The 16000-nt window shown below is 60.3% G+C and carries 14 protein-coding genes; 11 read left to right on the top strand and 3 right to left on the bottom strand.

Annotation, left to right across the window (positions count from 1 at the left end):
• The first annotated feature begins 16 nt into the window (after positions 1–16).
• Both H8790_RS06535 and H8790_RS06530 read left to right on the top strand, forming a co-directional pair.
• Positions 17–2461 (top strand): ATP-dependent helicase, encoded by a 2445-nt coding sequence (locus tag H8790_RS06535; protein ID WP_187334080.1) that lies wholly within the window; start codon positions 17–19, stop codon positions 2459–2461.
• 163 nt (positions 2462–2624) lie between these two features.
• The gene (locus tag H8790_RS06530) at positions 2625–5036 is read left to right on the top strand and encodes an LPXTG cell wall anchor domain-containing protein (protein ID WP_187334079.1); all 2412 of its coding nucleotides are present in this window, start codon (positions 2625–2627) and stop codon (positions 5034–5036) included.
• A 114-nt stretch (positions 5037–5150) separates the two neighbouring features.
• Here H8790_RS06530 and H8790_RS06525 read toward each other — a convergent pair whose 3' ends face one another.
• Both H8790_RS06525 and H8790_RS06520 read right to left on the bottom strand, forming a co-directional pair.
• On the bottom strand, positions 5151–5777 hold the full coding sequence (locus H8790_RS06525) for an HAD family hydrolase (protein ID WP_187334078.1): 627 nt from the start codon (positions 5775–5777) through the stop codon (positions 5151–5153).
• Positions 5778–5783: 6 nt separating this feature from the next.
• Entirely contained in the window at positions 5784–6410 is a 627-nt protein-coding gene (locus H8790_RS06520; RefSeq protein WP_187334077.1) for a DNA-3-methyladenine glycosylase, read from the bottom strand.
• A 64-nt stretch (positions 6411–6474) separates the two neighbouring features.
• Here H8790_RS06520 and H8790_RS06515 point away from each other — a divergent pair, with 64 nt between their 5' ends.
• From H8790_RS06515 to H8790_RS06505, 3 genes are all read left to right on the top strand, one after another.
• On the top strand, positions 6475–7407 hold the full coding sequence (locus H8790_RS06515) for a DMT family transporter (RefSeq protein ID WP_187334076.1): 933 nt from the start codon (positions 6475–6477) through the stop codon (positions 7405–7407).
• Positions 7408–7510: 103 nt separating this feature from the next.
• Positions 7511–8236, top strand: coding sequence for a WecB/TagA/CpsF family glycosyltransferase (locus H8790_RS06510; RefSeq protein ID WP_187334075.1), 726 nt, complete (start codon positions 7511–7513; stop codon positions 8234–8236).
• Positions 8233–8898 (top strand): dTMP kinase, encoded by a 666-nt coding sequence (locus tag H8790_RS06505; protein ID WP_187334074.1) that lies wholly within the window; start codon positions 8233–8235, stop codon positions 8896–8898. The genes H8790_RS06510 and H8790_RS06505 overlap by 4 nt, the downstream gene beginning before the upstream one ends.
• Positions 8899–8957: 59 nt before the next feature.
• Here the strand turns inward: H8790_RS06505 and H8790_RS06500 are convergent, their stop codons facing one another.
• Positions 8958–9119: a hypothetical protein gene (locus tag H8790_RS06500; RefSeq protein ID WP_187334073.1), complete on the bottom strand. Its 162-nt coding sequence runs from the start codon at positions 9117–9119 to the stop codon at positions 8958–8960.
• A gap of 121 nt (positions 9120–9240) precedes the next feature.
• On the opposite strand from H8790_RS06500, the gene mltG reads away from it, so the two are divergent.
• The 6 genes from mltG (at position 9241) to H8790_RS06470 (ending at position 15756) form a co-directional block, all read left to right on the top strand.
• A complete protein-coding gene (gene mltG, locus H8790_RS06495; RefSeq protein WP_187334072.1) occupies positions 9241–10386 on the top strand; it encodes an endolytic transglycosylase MltG in 1146 nt (381 codons plus the stop codon).
• Positions 10376–11623, top strand: a complete 1248-nt coding sequence (locus H8790_RS06490; protein ID WP_187334071.1) for a peptidase U32 family protein — start codon at positions 10376–10378, stop codon at positions 11621–11623. Before mltG ends, H8790_RS06490 begins: the two co-directional genes overlap by 11 nt.
• Before the next feature lies 1 nt (position 11624).
• The gene (locus H8790_RS06485; protein ID WP_187334070.1) at positions 11625–12353 is read left to right on the top strand and encodes a hypothetical protein; all 729 of its coding nucleotides are present in this window, start codon (positions 11625–11627) and stop codon (positions 12351–12353) included.
• Positions 12354–12368: 15 nt separating this feature from the next.
• On the top strand, positions 12369–13766 hold the full coding sequence (locus tag H8790_RS06480) for an NAD(P)/FAD-dependent oxidoreductase (protein ID WP_187334069.1): 1398 nt from the start codon (positions 12369–12371) through the stop codon (positions 13764–13766).
• Between the two features lie 74 nt (positions 13767–13840).
• Complete coding sequence (locus tag H8790_RS06475) at positions 13841–14848, top strand: YeiH family protein (RefSeq protein WP_187334068.1); 1008 nt, start codon at positions 13841–13843, stop codon at positions 14846–14848.
• A gap of 113 nt (positions 14849–14961) precedes the next feature.
• Complete coding sequence (locus H8790_RS06470; RefSeq protein ID WP_187334067.1) at positions 14962–15756, top strand: helix-turn-helix domain-containing protein; 795 nt, start codon at positions 14962–14964, stop codon at positions 15754–15756.
• Positions 15757–16000: the final 244 nt, after the last annotated feature.

Genomic DNA, 16000 nt, shown 5'->3' with positions numbered 1-16000 from the left:
AAGAATGGGTGGAACTATGAATAATGAACGATATGTAGCGGCCCGCAAGCGGGTCATTGAACGGGATTTCCGGCGCCTGAACCCGGAGCAGCGCCGGGCGGCCATGGCGACGGAAGGGCCGCTGCTGCTGCTGGCGGGCGCAGGGAGCGGGAAGACCACCGTGCTGATCCAGCGGGTGTATAACCTTTTGACCTATGGCCGGGGCAGCGACTGCGATGAGGTGCCGGAGTGGGCGTCGGAGGAGGACCTGGAGTTCTTGGAGCACTATCCCGAAAATCCCACGGAGGAGGAGCAGCGCCGGGCCAAAAGGCTTTGCGCCGTGGAGAGCGCGGTGCCATGGTCGGTGCTGGCCATCACCTTTACCAACAAGGCTGCGGGAGAGCTGAAAGAGCGCCTGGCGGCCCGGCTGGGCCCGGCGGCCAACGACATCTGGGCCTCCACCTTCCACTCCGCCTGCGTGAAGATCCTGCGGCGGGATGCGGACAAGGTGGGCTTCAGCAAGGACTTCACCATCTACGATACCGACGACAGCAAGCGGGTCATCAAGGACGCGCTGAAGGAGCTGGGGCTGGAGGAGAAATCCTTTCCGCCCCGGGACGTGCTGTCCATCATCAGCAGCTCCAAAGACAAGTACGAAAGCCCCCAGGAGTTTGCCCAGCGCATGGAAGCCACCAACGACTGGCGCTTAAAGCGCATTGCCAAGGTTTACGCCGCCTATCAGGAGCGGTTGCGCACGGCCAACGCCATGGATTTTGACGACATCATCTACCACACGGTGGAGCTTTTGCAGCGCAGCGAGGAGACGCGGACATTCTATCAGCGCAAGTTCCGCTATGTGCTGGTGGACGAGTACCAGGATACCAACCACCTGCAGTACCTGCTGACGTCCCTGCTGGCGGGAGGGTACAAGAACATCTGTGTGGTGGGCGACGACGACCAGTCCATTTACCGCTTCCGTGGTGCCAATATTGAGAACATCCTCAGCTTTGAAAAGCAATACAAAAACGCGCGGGTGATCCGGCTGGAGCAGAATTACCGCTCCACCCAAAACATTCTGGACGCCGCCAACGCGGTGATCCGAAATAACCACGGCCGAAAGGGCAAGACGCTCTGGACGGAGAACGGCGGTGGCAGCCTGGTGACTGTGAAAACCACCTTCAACGAGACGGACGAGGCAAATTATGTGGTCTCCTCCATCCTCTCCGAGTGCCGCCGGGGCCGCAGCTTCCGGGACTGCGCAGTGCTCTACCGCATGAACGCCCAATCCAACGCGCTGGAGCAGGCGCTGCGCCGCAACGGCATCGCCTACAAGGTGGTGGGCGGCATGAAGTTCTTTGACCGCGCTGAGATCAAGGACATGCTGGCGTATCTGTGCGTCATCAACAATCCGGACGACGATCTGCGCCTCACCCGCATCATCAATGTGCCCGCACGGTCCATCGGAGCCGCCACGGTGGAGAAGGTGCAGTCCCTGGCCAGAAGCCAGGGGACATCCATGTTTGGGGTTCTTGCCAGGGCGGCTTCCTATCCGGAGCTCAAAAGCGCCGCGGGAAAGCTTGGGAAGTTTGCCGAGCTGATCGCCTCGCTCCGCGCCCAGGCCGCGTCCATGGAACTTCCGGAGTTTTATGAGCAGGTCTGTGCCCAGACGGGCTATACCGCCGCATTGATGGAAAAGGACGATATGGAGAGCCGTGGCCGGCTGGAAAACGTCCAGGAGCTCCAGTCCAGCATTGTGGGCTTTTTGGAGAACCAGCCGGAGGATCCCACGCTGTCCGGCTTCCTCAATGAGATCGCCCTGTATACCGATCTGGACTCGGTGAACGAGGGGGATGACGCCGTGACGCTGATGACCATTCACAGCGCCAAGGGACTGGAATTCCCGTCGGTTTACGTGGTGGGCATGGAGGACGGCATTTTCCCGGGCAACCGCGCCATCGGGGAAGAGGAGGAAATGGAGGAGGAACGGCGGCTGTGCTACGTGGCCATGACCCGGGCCAAGGAGCAGCTGACGCTGGTCAACGCCCGGCAGCGGATGCTGTACGGCCGCACCAGCAGCAACCTGCCCTCCCGGTTCCTGGAGGAGATTCCGGCGGAGAACATGGAGTGGCTCAGCAAGCCGGAGCAGCGCCGCAGCGCCTGGGGAGACGACGATCCTTTCTTCCGGGAGCAGGAGGGCTGGAGCCCCCGCCGCGGCGCCGCGGCCGCCGGGAGCCCCGCCGCAGCCCCGGAGAGGGGAGCGCCCCGCCGGGCGGCCCCTTCCGCAGCACGGAAGATATCGGCCTCCGCGCCGCTGCTGGAACTGGTCAAGGGCGACATGGTGGAGCACAGCGCCTTTGGAACCGGCATGGTGGTCTCCGTCCGTCCCATGGGCGGCGATGCCTTGGTGGAGGTGGCCTTTGACGGGATCGGCACCAAGAAGCTGATGCTCAAATCCGCCGGCGTACATATGAAAAAGCTGTAAATACGGAAAAACCGGAGGAAACTGCGGCAGTTCCCTCCGGTTTTAAATTTCCAATTATTTTTATGAATTGAAAGAAATTGTGAAAAATGTATCCGCTCCTGTACCCGACGCCATGTAAGATAATGCCAACGACAAGACAATGACAAGTAAGGAGAGTCAAGTGATGAACCATACTTTTAAGAAGCTGTTTGCAATCCTGTTGTCCCTGGCCGTGATGGCGTCCGCCATCTCCCTGACGGCTTTTGCCGAGGAGAGCGCGGATCAGGACATGGCCGGTGAGCGGACGGAGAACGCCGTCAACCCGGAAGACGGCACCGATCCCGCCGAAGAGGATGAGGAAGCCGAGCCCTCTGAAGAAGTGGAGACCGGGCTCAATACTCCTTCCGAAGAGGAAGTGGAAGATGTCGAAACCGGTTTGGGCGACGCCCAGGACGGGGAGGGCGAGGAGCCTGAGTCCTCTGAGGAAGAAATTGAACTCGGTATGAAGGAAGCGGTTTACCTGTTTGCGGCTCCGAAGGAAGAGCCCGACCGGCTTTTGGTGCAGGACGAGAGCGGTGAGGTGGAGTATGACACCGACGCGGTGGTGATCAGCACCTCCGGCGACTACACGGTCTCCGGCACCGGCTTTGGTGGGAACAATGTGCAGATCGTGAGCGGGAGCGGCGAGGCCCTGGAGGTCTCCCTGACCCTGGACAATGTGACCATCGGCGAACTGGAGAGCGGACTTTCCGCCATTGAGATCGGCGAGCAGTGCCGCGTGGAGCTCACCGTGGTGGGTGACGTATCCCTCACCGGCGGCAACGGCGGCGCCGGCATCGCGGTGCCCGCAAGCTCCGCCCTTATCATCACTGGCGACGGCAGCCTGACCGCCATCGGCAGCAATGGCAGCGATGGAAACGGCTCCGGCGCTGGCATCGGCGGCACCGCTGCCAATGGTTCCAGCGGCGACATTTCCGTGGATTCCCTGAGCGCCCTGACTGCCCAGGGGTACGGCGGCCATGCCGCCGGCATCGGCAGCGCCACCGGAAACAGCGGCTCCATCGAACTGTCCCATGTCGGCAATGTCCGTGTCCAGGGCGGCTGGGCAGGCTACGAGAACCAGACCAACTCCAACAAGAACAGCCCCGAGGGCGGCCCCGCCATCGGCGGCGGCGGAAAGGGCCCCAACGAATACAACAGCGACGGCTCCGACGGCACGGGCCTTTGCGGCGACATCTCCATCACCGATACCACTATCCTCAGCGCGGTGGGCGGCAACAAGTGCGCGGCCATCGGCTCCGCCTGCTGGTCCGACTGCGGCACCATCACCATTGACCGCTCCAGCCTCTCCGGCATCTTGGGCGGCGGCTGCGGCGGCGCTGGCATCGGGCTGGGTCGCTACAACACCAACGCCACCGGCGATGTGGAGATTGTCATCACCGATTCCACCGTCAGCGCCAGGGGCGGCGCCTTGGGCCCCGCCATCGGCACCACCAGCACAGACGATTTGGGCGGCGGCAACGCCGGCACCGACTCCGCCGTCACCATCGTGAACAGCACGGTGGAGGCCATTGCCGGCCAGGGCGCGGCGGCCATCGGCGCCGGATACCGGTTCGGCAACGTGCGGATCACGATTGAGAAAAATTCCTCCGTCTACGCCTTAGGCGGCGTGCTGGAGAGCAAGGGTGAGATCAACAAGAACGGCGCGTCCGCCATCGGCAGCGGCGCCTACGGCAGCTGGTGCCCCGGCTCCTCCTACGGCGAGTGCACCGAAAGCCGCGGCATCACCGATTTCTACGGCCCCTGCGAGATCTCCATCGACAGCACCTGCTCCGTGGTGGCCCTCTCCAACGGCGGCAAATGGGCCATTGACCTTGGCGCGGAACTCAGCTCCGACGTCTCCGGCGTGGCGCCCATGATCCAGGCCAGATTTCTGGTGGAAGAGGGCCTGCTGTCCTTCTCCAAGGAGGCGCTGGGCCAGAGTGACTATTACGAAAAAAATGACGCCGATGCATGCACCATGATCGCCTCCAACGCCGAGAACACGGTGAACATGGCGGGCCAAAGCGTCACCCTTCCCGCCGGCTACATCTGCGCGGCGGTGTCCACCGGCCGGACCGGGACCTTCCGCATCCAGACCAGCGACGATACCCTGCGTTTCAGCCAGTACGACGACGCCAACGCTACTTTCGATTACGCAGGCCAGGAGAGTTTGGCAAAGGCCGACGCGGCCTTCGCGGCCAACTCCACTCTGGCGGAGAGCTCCTACCTCTATGTGGCGCTGCGGGGCGATGAGGTCCCCGACGAGAAGCCGACTCCCGGCGGCAACGAAGAAAACTCTGACGACCCCAGCGACGAGCCTTCCGGCGGAACGCCCTCTGTCCCGGAGACCATCGTGGACGAGGATGTCCCCATGGGCGACCTGCCTGAGATCGAGCCTGAGACTGAACCCGAGGAGGCCGTTGAAATCCCGGAGGAAGAGGCCCCTCTGGCCGACGCCCCCAAGACGGGAGACAGCAGCCTGCTGCTTTTCGGCGCCATGCTGGGTTCGCTGGGCGGCCTTGTGCTGCTGATGCGGAAAAAGGCCAGCGAGTAATCAACCCAGGTGCGGTATCAAAGCAACTTACTCAGATAATAACGGCAGAATATAGGAAAAGAGAACCCCGTTCCGGTTTATCCGGAACGGGATTCTCACTTGTCAGCGGAATGCTCAGAGCAGTTCCTCAAAGCTCTTGAGATACACGTCGCAGAATTCCCGCATGGCCTTCTCATCGGCTGCAAAGAAGGGGTCGTAGACGCCCACCACCCGCATCCTGGCTGCCCTGGCACCCTTGCAGGCCTGGAGTGAGTCGTCGAACACGGTGCAGCGCTCCGGCTCCACGCCGGATTTTTGGGCGGCCAGCAGGAAAATCTCCGGGTCCTTTTTTTCGAGGCCCAAGTCGTGGGCAAAGAAAATCTCCTCGAAATAGGGTTCCAGCTTATGCTGGGCCAGCACCGCCCGGCAGTGCTGGGGGACGCTGGAGGTGATGACGGCCATCCTGCGCCCCTCCGCCCGGCACTTCTTCAGATAGGCCCGGACACCGGGCTTGATGGGGACATGGTGGGCATAGGCATCCTTGGCCAGCTCCATCCACTCCGCCATGATCTCCTCGCAGGACTCCTCCAGGCGGCAGTACTCCTTGGTGAATTTGGCGGCCAGAGGAAAGATGGTGTGGGCCACGCCCTCATAATACGCGTGGGTATAGGGAAGGCCCCGCTTTGCAAGGAACGTGCGGTCCACGTCCTTCCAGATCCCGTTGGAATCCACCAGCGTGCCATCCAAATCAAAGAAAAACATTCAGATTCACTCCTTTTCCTCCAGATAGAACCGCCACGGGAAGTCCGCGGCCTCCTCGGCGTAGTCGATGCCGATCCGTTTGCTGACGTGGATTTGGCGGGAAAGGGGCGTATCGCCCGGGACGCCGGCGTCTTCCGCACGGTCGCAGACAAACAGGGGAGGGGCGGTGAGGTCCAGCCCATTTTCCAATCTGGTCAGTGATAAACCTTTACAGACCTTGCCCGGGCCGTTCAAAAAATTCTTTCTCTGGTACGCGCTGAGCTGCTCTGCCCCTTTGGCGCCGAACCGGAGCCGCCGGATTGTCTCCTCTCCCCAGACCGGGACGAGGCCCCGGATCAGCACGGCGGCGGGCTCACCCTCCGGCTCTGTGACAAAGTTCAGGCAGTGGTACATTCCGTAGATGAGGTAAATATAGGCATGGCCGGGAGGGCCGAACAGCGTCTCCGTCCTGGGGGTGCGGCGATAGCCATAGGCGTGGCAGGCCTTGTCCATTCGCCCCACATAGGCCTCGGTCTCAGTGATGCGGCAGACCAACGGCTCGTCATCCCAGACGCGCACCAGGTATTTTCCAAGGAGCGCCCGGGCCGTCTCCACTGTGTCGCCGCTATAAAATTTTGGGGGAAGTATTGCCATTTTCGCACCTCTGTGATAGCATTTTTCGTATTGTAACATTTTATTTTATGAGGAGCAAGCAAATATGAGGACAAACCATCTCCGCCAGAACTCCTGCGCTGTGCTGGCGGCGTTCATCTGGGGAACCGCTTTTGTGGCCCAGAGCATCTGCGCAAGGTACGTCTCACCGTTCACCTTCACCGCATCCCGGTTCTTAATCGCAACGCTGGTAATGGGGGGGATAGTAGCGCTCGTTGAAGCCCGGCAGAGAAGGCGTGGCGACGAGCGGCAGCCCCGGGACTGGAAGGCGCTTTTGACCGCGGGGACGCTCTGCGGAACGCTGCTTGGCACCTCCACCATTTTGCAGCAGGCGGGCTTGGGCGGCACCAGTGCCGGGAAGGCCGGGTTCATCACCGCGCTGTACATTGTGGTGGTTCCGATTTTAGGGCTGTTCCTCCATAAAAAAGTGACGCCCCTGGTCTGGCTGGGCATGGTTTCCGCCGTGTTTGGGCTCTATTTTCTCTGCATGACAGAGTCTTTCTCCATCTCGCTCAGCGATACGTTTGTGATCTTATGCGCCATCTTTTTTTCTGTGCATATTTTGGTGGTGGACCACTATGACGGCCGGGTGAATTCCCTGGAGCTCTCATTGGTCCAGCTAATTGTATCCACCATGTGGGCGCTGCTGGGCATGTTGATTTTTGAAACGCCGGATGCGGGGACCATAGAGGGGCTGCGCATCTGCTTCTGGCCCATCCTCTACATGGGTATCTTCCCCAGCGGCGTGGCCTATACCCTTCAAATTCTTGCGCAGCGTGACTCCAATCCCACGGTGACCGCGCTGCTGCTGAGTCTGGAGTCCGTGTTTGCCGCCGTGTCCGGCGCACTGATTCTCAGGGATCAGATGAGCATCAGGGAATATGCAGGCTGCTTTTTGATGATGGTGGCGGTGGTGCTGGCCCAGCTGCCGCCGATTTCCCTCAAGAAGAAGGAAGAGGACCTGTCGGCGGAATCTTAGAGGAAAGCGGGTATGCGCCTGCATACCCGCTTTTTGTTTGGGTTGGACAAAGAGAAGTTTCTGTGGTAAAATCAAAAGCAGTTTGTGTTGAAGAGGTGTTTCCGTGCGCGTAGATGTATTGGGCGTTGGATTTGACAACCTGACCATGGCAGAGGCGGTGGAACAGGGGATGAAGCTGATCGCAGAGGAAGGGTGCCACTATGTGGTGACACCGAACCCTGAGATTGTGGAGGTCTGCCGGGAAAATCCCACTGCAAACGAAGCGGTGAACGGGGCTGACCTGGTGCTGCCCGACGGCGTGGGCGTGGTCAAAGGCGCCCGGATTTTGGGGACACCCCTGAAGGAGAAAACGCCCGGCATTGAGTTTGCGGCACACCTGATGGAGCGGATGGCCGCCGAGGGAAAGTCCCTCTACCTGTTGGGCGCCAAGCCCGGCATTGCGGAGCTGGCTGCCGGAAAGCTGAAGGAGACCTACCCCGGACTGGTGATCGCCGGTACCCACGACGGCTATTTCAAGGAGGACGAACCTGTGGTGGAGGAGATCGCCAACAGCGGTGCGGACGTGGTCTTTGTGTGCCTGGGCGCTCCCAAGCAGGAGCTCTGGATGAAGCGGTACGGGCCGTCCACCGGCGCCCATCTGCTCTGCGGGCTGGGCGGCAGCCTGGACGTGTTTGCCGGTGTGGTACAGCGCGCACCCGCCGTATGGAGCCGCATGGGGCTGGAGTGGTTTTACCGGCTGCTCAAGGAGCCGCGCCGCATTGGGCGCATGATGAAGCTGCCCCTGTTTTTGGTGCATGTTTACGGCCAGAAAGGGAAGAAAAAGGGATGAGTGGGAAGCTGATTGTATTTGAGGGGACGGACGGCTCCGGAAAGGCGACCCAGGCCAAGCTGCTGTGCCGGCGGCTGGAGCGGCAGGATGTGCCGTTTTGGGAGATTGACTTTCCACGTTACGGGGCCCCTTCCGCGGCCATGGTGGAGGAGTATCTCAGCGGCGCCCTGGGAAAAAATCCGGGGGATGTGAATGCCTATGCGGCCTCCACTTTTTACGCCATAGACCGCTATGCCTCCTATAAGCAGGACTGGGGTCCTTTCTATGAAGGCGGAGGCCTGGTCATCGCCAACCGCTATACGACCTCCAATGCTGTGCACCAGGCGTCCAAGCTCCCCCAAGCGGAGCGGGAGGCCTATCTCAAGTGGCTCTTTGACTTTGAGTACAGGCTGCTTGGGCTGCCTGAACCTGCGCTGGTGGTGTATCTGGACCTGCCCACGGAACTGAGCGGGCAGATGATGCGCCATAGAGAGCAGCAGACCGGGACCCAGGCCGATATCCATGAAAATAACGAAGCCTACCTGCGCGCCTGCCGGGAAAACGCCCGCCAGATCGCCCGGGATTTGGGCTGGAGGGTGATCCAGTGCGCCTCCGGCGGCAGGGTCCGCAGCGCGGAGGACATCCAGGATGAGGTTTACCGGGAGGTTCAGCGGTTTCTTTGAGGGCTGTCCCAAAGAGTCACAGCAAAAAAGGACGCGGCGCGCCCTTTTTTGCACAAGTGTCAGCAGCAGGGATTGCAGCAATCGTTTCCGCAGTTGTTGCCGCAGCCGCAGCCACAGCCGACGGCGCCGGTACCGCTGTTTCCACAGCAACAGCAGCAAATCAGGATGATGATCACAATCAGCCAGATGCAGGAGCAGTTGTTGGAGTTATTGAACCACATTGTTTTGTCACCTCACCTTGTTTTCTATAGACCATCTTATGCGTAGGGTGACGGTTGGGAACTTGACCAACAAAAGATTTTTGCCGCCGGAGCCGCGGCGGCGGAGAAAGGCGCTGAATATATGGGCAAACAAAACGATACAACAGGCTGGGACGCCAAGCAGGTCCGCTCCCAGTCGGAATCCTATCGCCAGGAACGGCAGCATCCCCGCCGGAGGGGAACGCGGGCGGCAAATGTCGTTCTGTATCTTCTGGTCGTGGTGCTCTCCTCCGCCATTTTGGCCGGTGTGGGATGGCTTTTGGCCAATGACCTGTGTTCGTTCAACAAGGACCCGGTGACCACCACCATTGAAGTGACGGCGGACGATACGCTGGGATCTGTGGCAAATAAGCTGAAAGACGAGGGCCTGATCCAGTATAAATGGTTCTTCAAGCTCTTTGCCAAGGTGGCCGGCGCCGAGGACAGCATCGGCATCGGCTCCTATGAACTCAACAGCGACATGGATTACCGGGCTTTGATCGTGTCTATGAAGAACGGCTCCGGCAGTTTGAACACGGACACGGTGCGCGTCACCATTCCCGAGGGATATACGGTCCGGCAGATCATCCAGCTGCTGGCCGACAACGGCGTAAACACGGTGGACGCGCTGACGGACGCGGCACAGAACTACGCGTTTGACTATGACTTCATCAACAACCAGAATTTGGGCGACATCAGCCGGCTGGAGGGGTACCTCTTCCCGGACACCTATGACTTCTACCTCAATGAAAACCCGGCCAACGCATTGGGCCGCCTCATCAAAAACTTCAACACAAAGTTCGATGAGCAGATGCGCAAGCAATTGGAGGATTCCGGCTACACCATGCAGCAGATCGTCATCATCGCCTCCCTCATTGAAAAGGAGACGGACGGTACGGATCAGGGCAAGATCGCCTCGGTCATCTACAACCGCCTCTCTGATTCGGGAAGCCATGGCACCTATCGTATGCTGAATATCGACGCGTCGCTGCTCTACGGCCTGCCGGACCACACCGGGGCTTTGACCAAGGAGGATCTGAAGGCGGATACGCCTTATAACCTCTACAAGTATCAGGGCTTGCCGCCCACGGCCATCGCCAACCCGGGCCTCACTGCCCTGGAGGCGGCGGTAAATCCGGAGAGCACGGACTACTATTACTATGCCTTGGGCAAGGATGGGAAGCACCACTTCTTTGCCACGCTGAATGAGCATCAGGCATTTACCAGCAGCGATCAGTATGGCGGATAAGAAAAAGCCGGAGCTGCTCTCACCGGCGGGAGATATGGAAAAGCTGCGGATGGCTGTGCTCTACGGGGCCGACGCGGTGTATCTGGCAGGCACTGCTTTCGGCATGCGCTCCTTCACCGGAAATTTTTCGGCGGAGGAGCTGCCCCGGGCGGTGCGCTATGCCCATGACCACGGCGTACGCGTCCACTGCACGGTGAACACCATGCCCCGCAGCGGCGAGGTGGAGCACCTGCCCGCCCACCTGGAGCGGCTGGAGGAGGCGGGTGTGGACGCACTGATCCTGGCGGACCTTGGTGTGTTCCGCCTGGCTGAGCGCTACGCGCCCCACTGCCAACGCCACATCAGCACCCAGGCCAGCATTGCGAACTACGAGTGCGCCCGGGCCTGGTACGATTTGGGTGCCAGCCGTGTCATCCTGGCCAGAGAGCTGAGCCTGGAGGAGATCAGGACCATTCGGGAGAAGACCCCGGCCGGGCTGGAGATTGAAACCTTTGTCCATGGGGCCATGTGCGTCAGCTATTCAGGCCGATGCCTGCTCTCCAACTATATGACGGGGCGGGATTCCAACCGTGGAATGTGCGCCCAGCCCTGCCGCTATCAGTATGCGCTGATGGAAGAAAAGCGGCCCGGGGAGTATTTTCCGGTGTTTGAAGATGAAAAGGGCACATATATTATGAATTCCCGGGATATGTGCATGATCGACCATTTGGAGGATCTGATGGCTGTGCCCATCGACAGCCTGAAGATCGAAGGGCGGGCAAAATCCGCCTACTATGCGGCCATCGTCACCGGCGCCTACCGCCACTGCATTGACGCGGCATCCCGTGGGGAAGCACCTGACCCGGTCTGGCGGGACGAGGTGGAGCACGTCAGCCACCGCCACTACTCCACAGGCTTTTTTTACGGCGAGCCCGGTCAGTATTATGCGGATTCCCGCTACATCCGGGAGTGGCAGGTCTGCGCCATTGTGGTGGACTGCGACTCCTCAGGCAGCGCGGTCCTATCCCTGCGCAACAAATTCTCCGCCGGCGACACAGTGGAGATCGTGGGCCCTGATGTAAAGCCTTTTTCTATGATAGTTCCTGTGATGGAAGATGAAGAGGGAAATCCATTATACGAGCCCCGCACTCCGCAGATGGAGTTTCGCATGAAGCTGCCCGCAGCGGTTCCGAGCCATTCCATCGTGCGCCATGCGGTGGAGCTGTCCCCCAAAGAAGAGAGAGAAATGAGGCGGTAACATGCGCCTGGGAGAAGAGCGCAGAAGAATCTGCTTCCACTGCGCCAACATTTATGAATCCAAAGAGACGGATTGGCTTTGCTGCCCGAAGTGCGGATATCGCGTGTCCTCCCGCCGTTACCACCTCATCGTGGACCGGGCCCGGGAGGCTGTGGATTACGGCTATCAATACCGCCTGAAGTATGAAGAGGATTTCGCAGCGGAGGGTGCGATCACCAAGCACTACGCGCTGACGCCTTTCAATGAGTTTCTCACCTTTGTGGCGGTGGCGGCGGCCAGCGGGATCGTCGGGAACCTCTCCACGGACCTGGTCAAACGGGCGGTTGGTAAGGTGCGGGAGGCCCTCCGCCGCGAGGAGAAGGGCGAAACCGGAGGAAAGCTGACGGCCCTTTTGGACGATCCGGAGAAGATGAAGCAGTTCATGGACTACATAGACGCGTACTTTACCTGTTTTGAGGAAATTGAACCCCATGTGCGCGCTGCGATCTATGAAGAGATGATCGTGGACCGGATTTCCCCCACCATGACGGACCGGCTGATGAAGGCCTATCCCCAGCTGAAGGTGGAGCAGGCCCAGGAGATCAGCCCCTTTACACAGGAGGAAATCTTTCGTATGATGATAGAAGCGCGCCGGGACCTGTCCCAGCGCCCCGGGCTGAAGCCTTCCCTTTTTGAGGGGTTCTGGGAAGGAGTGGAGCCGGAGAGTGAGCAAAACCGGGATACCGAATGAACATAGGAGGACAATATGAACGCTGACATTGTCATTGTGGGAGCCGGCCCCGCCGGCATCTTTACCGCGCTGGAAATGATCAAAAAGGGCGCGAAGCAGAAGATTGTGATGGTGGAGAAGGGACAGAGCGTGGAGCGCCGCCACTGCCCCAAGGACAAGACCGGGCACTGCATGAACTGCAAGCCCTACTGCCATATCACCACCGGGTTTTCCGGCGCCGGCGCCTTTTCCGATGGGAAGCTGTCGCTGAGCTACGAGGTGGGCGGAGACCTGCCCAATCTGATCGGGCCGGATCTGGCCCAGGAGACCATCAACTATACCGACCAGATCTATTTGGAGTTTGGTGCGGACACTCACGTGGAGGGCATCGGCAACACGGAGGAGGTCAAGGAAATCCGCAAGCGCGCCATCCAGGCAGGGCTCAAGCTTGTGGACTGCCCCATCCGCCACCTGGGCACGGAAAAGGCCCAGGGGCTCTATCTGGCCATTGAACAGTTTCTTCAGGAAAAGGGCGTGGAGATGCTCTTTGGCTACGAGTGCAGCAACATTATCCTGGATGGGGACACCTGCAAGGGCATCATCATCTCCAACCGGGAGCAGGAGATGGAGATTTATGCCAAGCACACCATCGTGGCCACCGGCCGCCGGGGAGCCGACTGGCTGGAGAGCATCTGCGCGGAGCACAACATCGCCCACCAGCCCGGCACCGTGGACATCGGCGTCCGGGTGGAGGTGCGCAACGAGGTGATGGAGACCGTCAACCGGGTGCTCTATGAGTCAAAGCTGGTGGGGTACCCCAAGCCCTTTAAGAACAAGGTCCGCACCTTCTGCCAGAACCCGGGCGGATTCGTGGCCCAGGAGAACTACGACAACGACCTGGCCGTGGTCAACGGCCACAGCTATAAGGACCTCAAGTCCAACAACACCAACCTGGCCATCCTCTGCTCCCACAACTTTTCCCATCCCTTCAACCAGCCCATCTCTTACGCACAGAAGGTGGGAGAGCTGACCAACATGTTGGGCGCGGGCCATATCCTGGTGCAGCGGTTTGGTGATATCCTGGACGGCAAGCGCACCTGGGAGAAGGAGCTGGCCCAGTCCAACGTCCGTCCCACGCTGCCCGACGCCGTAGCCGGCGACATCACCGCCGCGCTGCCATACCGCTCCATGATGAACATCATCAACTTCATCCAGGCCGTAGACCACGTGGTGCCCGGCTTTGCCGCCACCGAAACGCTGCTCTACTCTCCGGAGCTGAAGTTCTACTCCAACCGGGTGAAGATGGACACGGATTTTAACACCAATGTGAAGGGGCTCCACTGCCTGGGGGATTCCTCCGGCTGGACCCGGGGACTGATGATGGCCTCCGTGATGGGCGTGCTGATGGGCCGCAGGATCGCGGAAGAAGGCTGATTGACAGGCATGAAAACAGGGCTGATGGCCCTGTTTTCCATTGATTGGAAGAGTACATAAAAAGGGGAAGAGAAATGAACTTTATCAAGAAAAACGCTGTGGGTCTTTTGGTGTGCCTTGTGATCGCCGTGCCGGCCTGGCTGCTTGGCAAGCAGCTGGAGGTAGTGGGAGGCCCGGTGTTTGCCATTTTGATCGGCATGGTTGTGGCCCTGTTCTGGAAGGACCAGGGCAAGGCAAAATCCGGCATTACCTATACCTCCAAGAAGATTCTGCAGCTGGCGGTGGTGCTTCTGGGCTTCGGCATGAACCTGGGGAATGTGCTGAAGGTGGGCGGGCAGTCCCTGCCCATCATCGTCTCCACCATCGCAACGTCGCTGATCGTCGCCTATGTCCTGTTCCGTGTGCTCCACATGGATGGCAACATCTCCACATTGATCGGCGTGGGGTCCTCCATCTGCGGCGGCAGCGCCATTGCCGCCACCGCACCGGTGATCGGGGCGGACGATGAGGAGATCGCCCAGGCCATCTCGGTAATTTTCCTGTTCAATGTCATCGCGGCGCTGATCTTCCCCACATTGGGAGGGATACTGGGCCTCTCCAACGAGGGCTTCGGCCTCTTTGCCGGTACGGCGGTGAACGACACCTCCTCTGTTACTGCCGCCGCCGCTGCCTGGGACGGTATCCACGGCAGCAACACGCTGGACACCGCCGCCATTGTGAAGATGACCCGTACCCTGGCCATCATCCCCATTACGCTGGTGCTGGCCTTCCGGCGCACCCGTCAGGCCGGGCAGCAGGAGGGCGCCAAGGTGGATATCAAGAAGATTTTTCCCTGGTTTGTGCTGCTCTTCCTGATCGCATCCATCGTCACCACGCTGCTGCCCATTCCGGCGGCCGTGGTGGGCTTCCTGAAAAACGCCAGCAAGTTTTTCATCGTGATGGCCATGGCGGCCATCGGTTTGAACACGGACCTGGTAAAGCTGGTCAAAACCGGCGGGAAGCCCATCTTCATGGGCTTTTGCTGCTGGGTGGCCATCGCCGGCGTCAGCCTTGGGGTCCAGCATCTGATGGGGGTCTGGTAAGACTGCGCCGCAAGGGGTGCAACCATGGGTTGACAAAGTTCCACCCGCCGCGTTCTTGCCTTTTTCCCAATGGGGAGATATGGTGGAGCCATCTTGAACAGTGGGAGGAACCAATGGAATTTTCAGAGAAACTGGCCTTGCAGAGAAAACGCAGGGGGCTTTCGCAGGAGCAGCTGGCTGACCGCTTGGGCGTCACCCGCCAGTCGGTGAGCAAGTGGGAGTCCGGGACGGCTGTGCCGGAGCTGGGAAAGCTGATCGCCCTCTCGGAGCTCTTCAGCGTCAGTGTGGACTATTTGGTAAAAAACGCCCAGGATGAGGAGTGGCCCCATCGGGAAGAGGACACGGGGGACGCGGCGGCCCAGGCACGCATGGAGCGCCAGGTGGCTGAGCTTCACCGGATGTTTCGCGGCTACCGCTACACCAGCGCTGCAAAGGTCTTCGGCCTGCCCCTGGTGTCCATCCGGCTATGCCGCAGGATGATGGGCCGGGACGACGTGGCCCGGGGCGTCATCGCCATTGGGAACGCCGCGGTGGGCGTGGTGGCCATCGGTGCATTTTCGGTGGGGCTATTCGGCCTGGGCGCCTTCTCGGTGGGCCTTGCCGCCGTGGGTGCGCTTGCGGCGGGCGGGGTGTCCTTTGGCGCGCTGTCGGTGGGCGTGGTGGCCATGGGTTCCTGCGCCATAGGGGTCTGGACCTGCGGCGTTGCCTCCGTAGCGAAGGAGGTCGCCGTGGGCATTGCGGCTGCGGCGGAGACCGCGGTGGGAAAGGATGCCGTGGGCACCCATGTGCTGCTATGGGGAGACGGGCTGACAAAAGCCCAGGTGGAGGAGTTCCTGCTTCGGCATCATCCGGGGCTGTGGAAGCCCTTGCTGCATCTGCTTTCCTTCTTTGGCGCAAATATCCAGTAAACGGAAGAAAAGCGTTGACAATCCAATGAAAACGGGTATAATAATCAAGTAATCAGTCAAACGCAGTGAAAAAGTCAGCTGTGCGAACGAGGCCAAGCGAGAGGGGAGCGGTGGGAGCCCCTTGCCCACGACGCGCGGCAGCCGCTTTTGAGCAGTCCGCGAGGAGCGGAACGGCCTGTCCCCGTTACCGGACACTTAAGATGTCCCGCGCTGGCGGGAATAATTAGGGTGGTACCGTGAAGCA

This window comes from Oscillibacter hominis (assembly GCF_014334055.1).
Lineage (GTDB): Bacteria > Bacillota > Clostridia > Oscillospirales > Oscillospiraceae > Oscillibacter > Oscillibacter hominis.
This window is presented reverse-complemented; position numbering and strand designations above follow the sequence as displayed.

What these genes read in the sequence shown, in the direction of transcription:
- H8790_RS06535 (WP_187334080.1), top strand. Translation starts at nt 17, where the DNA reads ATGAATAATGAACGATATGTAGCGGCCCGCAAGCGGGTCATTGAACGG.
- H8790_RS06530 (WP_187334079.1), top strand. Translation starts at nt 2,625, where the DNA reads ATGAACCATACTTTTAAGAAGCTGTTTGCAATCCTGTTGTCCCTGGCC.
- H8790_RS06525 (WP_187334078.1), bottom strand. Translation starts at nt 5,777, where the DNA reads ATGTTTTTCTTTGATTTGGATGGCACGCTGGTGGATTCCAACGGGATC.
- H8790_RS06520 (WP_187334077.1), bottom strand. Translation starts at nt 6,410, where the DNA reads ATGGCAATACTTCCCCCAAAATTTTATAGCGGCGACACAGTGGAGACG.
- H8790_RS06515 (WP_187334076.1), top strand. Translation starts at nt 6,475, where the DNA reads ATGAGGACAAACCATCTCCGCCAGAACTCCTGCGCTGTGCTGGCGGCG.
- H8790_RS06505 (WP_187334074.1), top strand. Translation starts at nt 8,233, where the DNA reads ATGAGTGGGAAGCTGATTGTATTTGAGGGGACGGACGGCTCCGGAAAG.
- H8790_RS06500 (WP_187334073.1), bottom strand. Translation starts at nt 9,119, where the DNA reads ATGTGGTTCAATAACTCCAACAACTGCTCCTGCATCTGGCTGATTGTG.
- mltG (WP_187334072.1), top strand. Translation starts at nt 9,241, where the DNA reads ATGGGCAAACAAAACGATACAACAGGCTGGGACGCCAAGCAGGTCCGC.
- H8790_RS06490 (WP_187334071.1), top strand. Translation starts at nt 10,376, where the DNA reads ATGGCGGATAAGAAAAAGCCGGAGCTGCTCTCACCGGCGGGAGATATG.
- H8790_RS06485 (WP_187334070.1), top strand. Translation starts at nt 11,625, where the DNA reads ATGCGCCTGGGAGAAGAGCGCAGAAGAATCTGCTTCCACTGCGCCAAC.
- H8790_RS06480 (WP_187334069.1), top strand. Translation starts at nt 12,369, where the DNA reads ATGAACGCTGACATTGTCATTGTGGGAGCCGGCCCCGCCGGCATCTTT.
- H8790_RS06475 (WP_187334068.1), top strand. Translation starts at nt 13,841, where the DNA reads ATGAACTTTATCAAGAAAAACGCTGTGGGTCTTTTGGTGTGCCTTGTG.
- H8790_RS06470 (WP_187334067.1), top strand. Translation starts at nt 14,962, where the DNA reads ATGGAATTTTCAGAGAAACTGGCCTTGCAGAGAAAACGCAGGGGGCTT.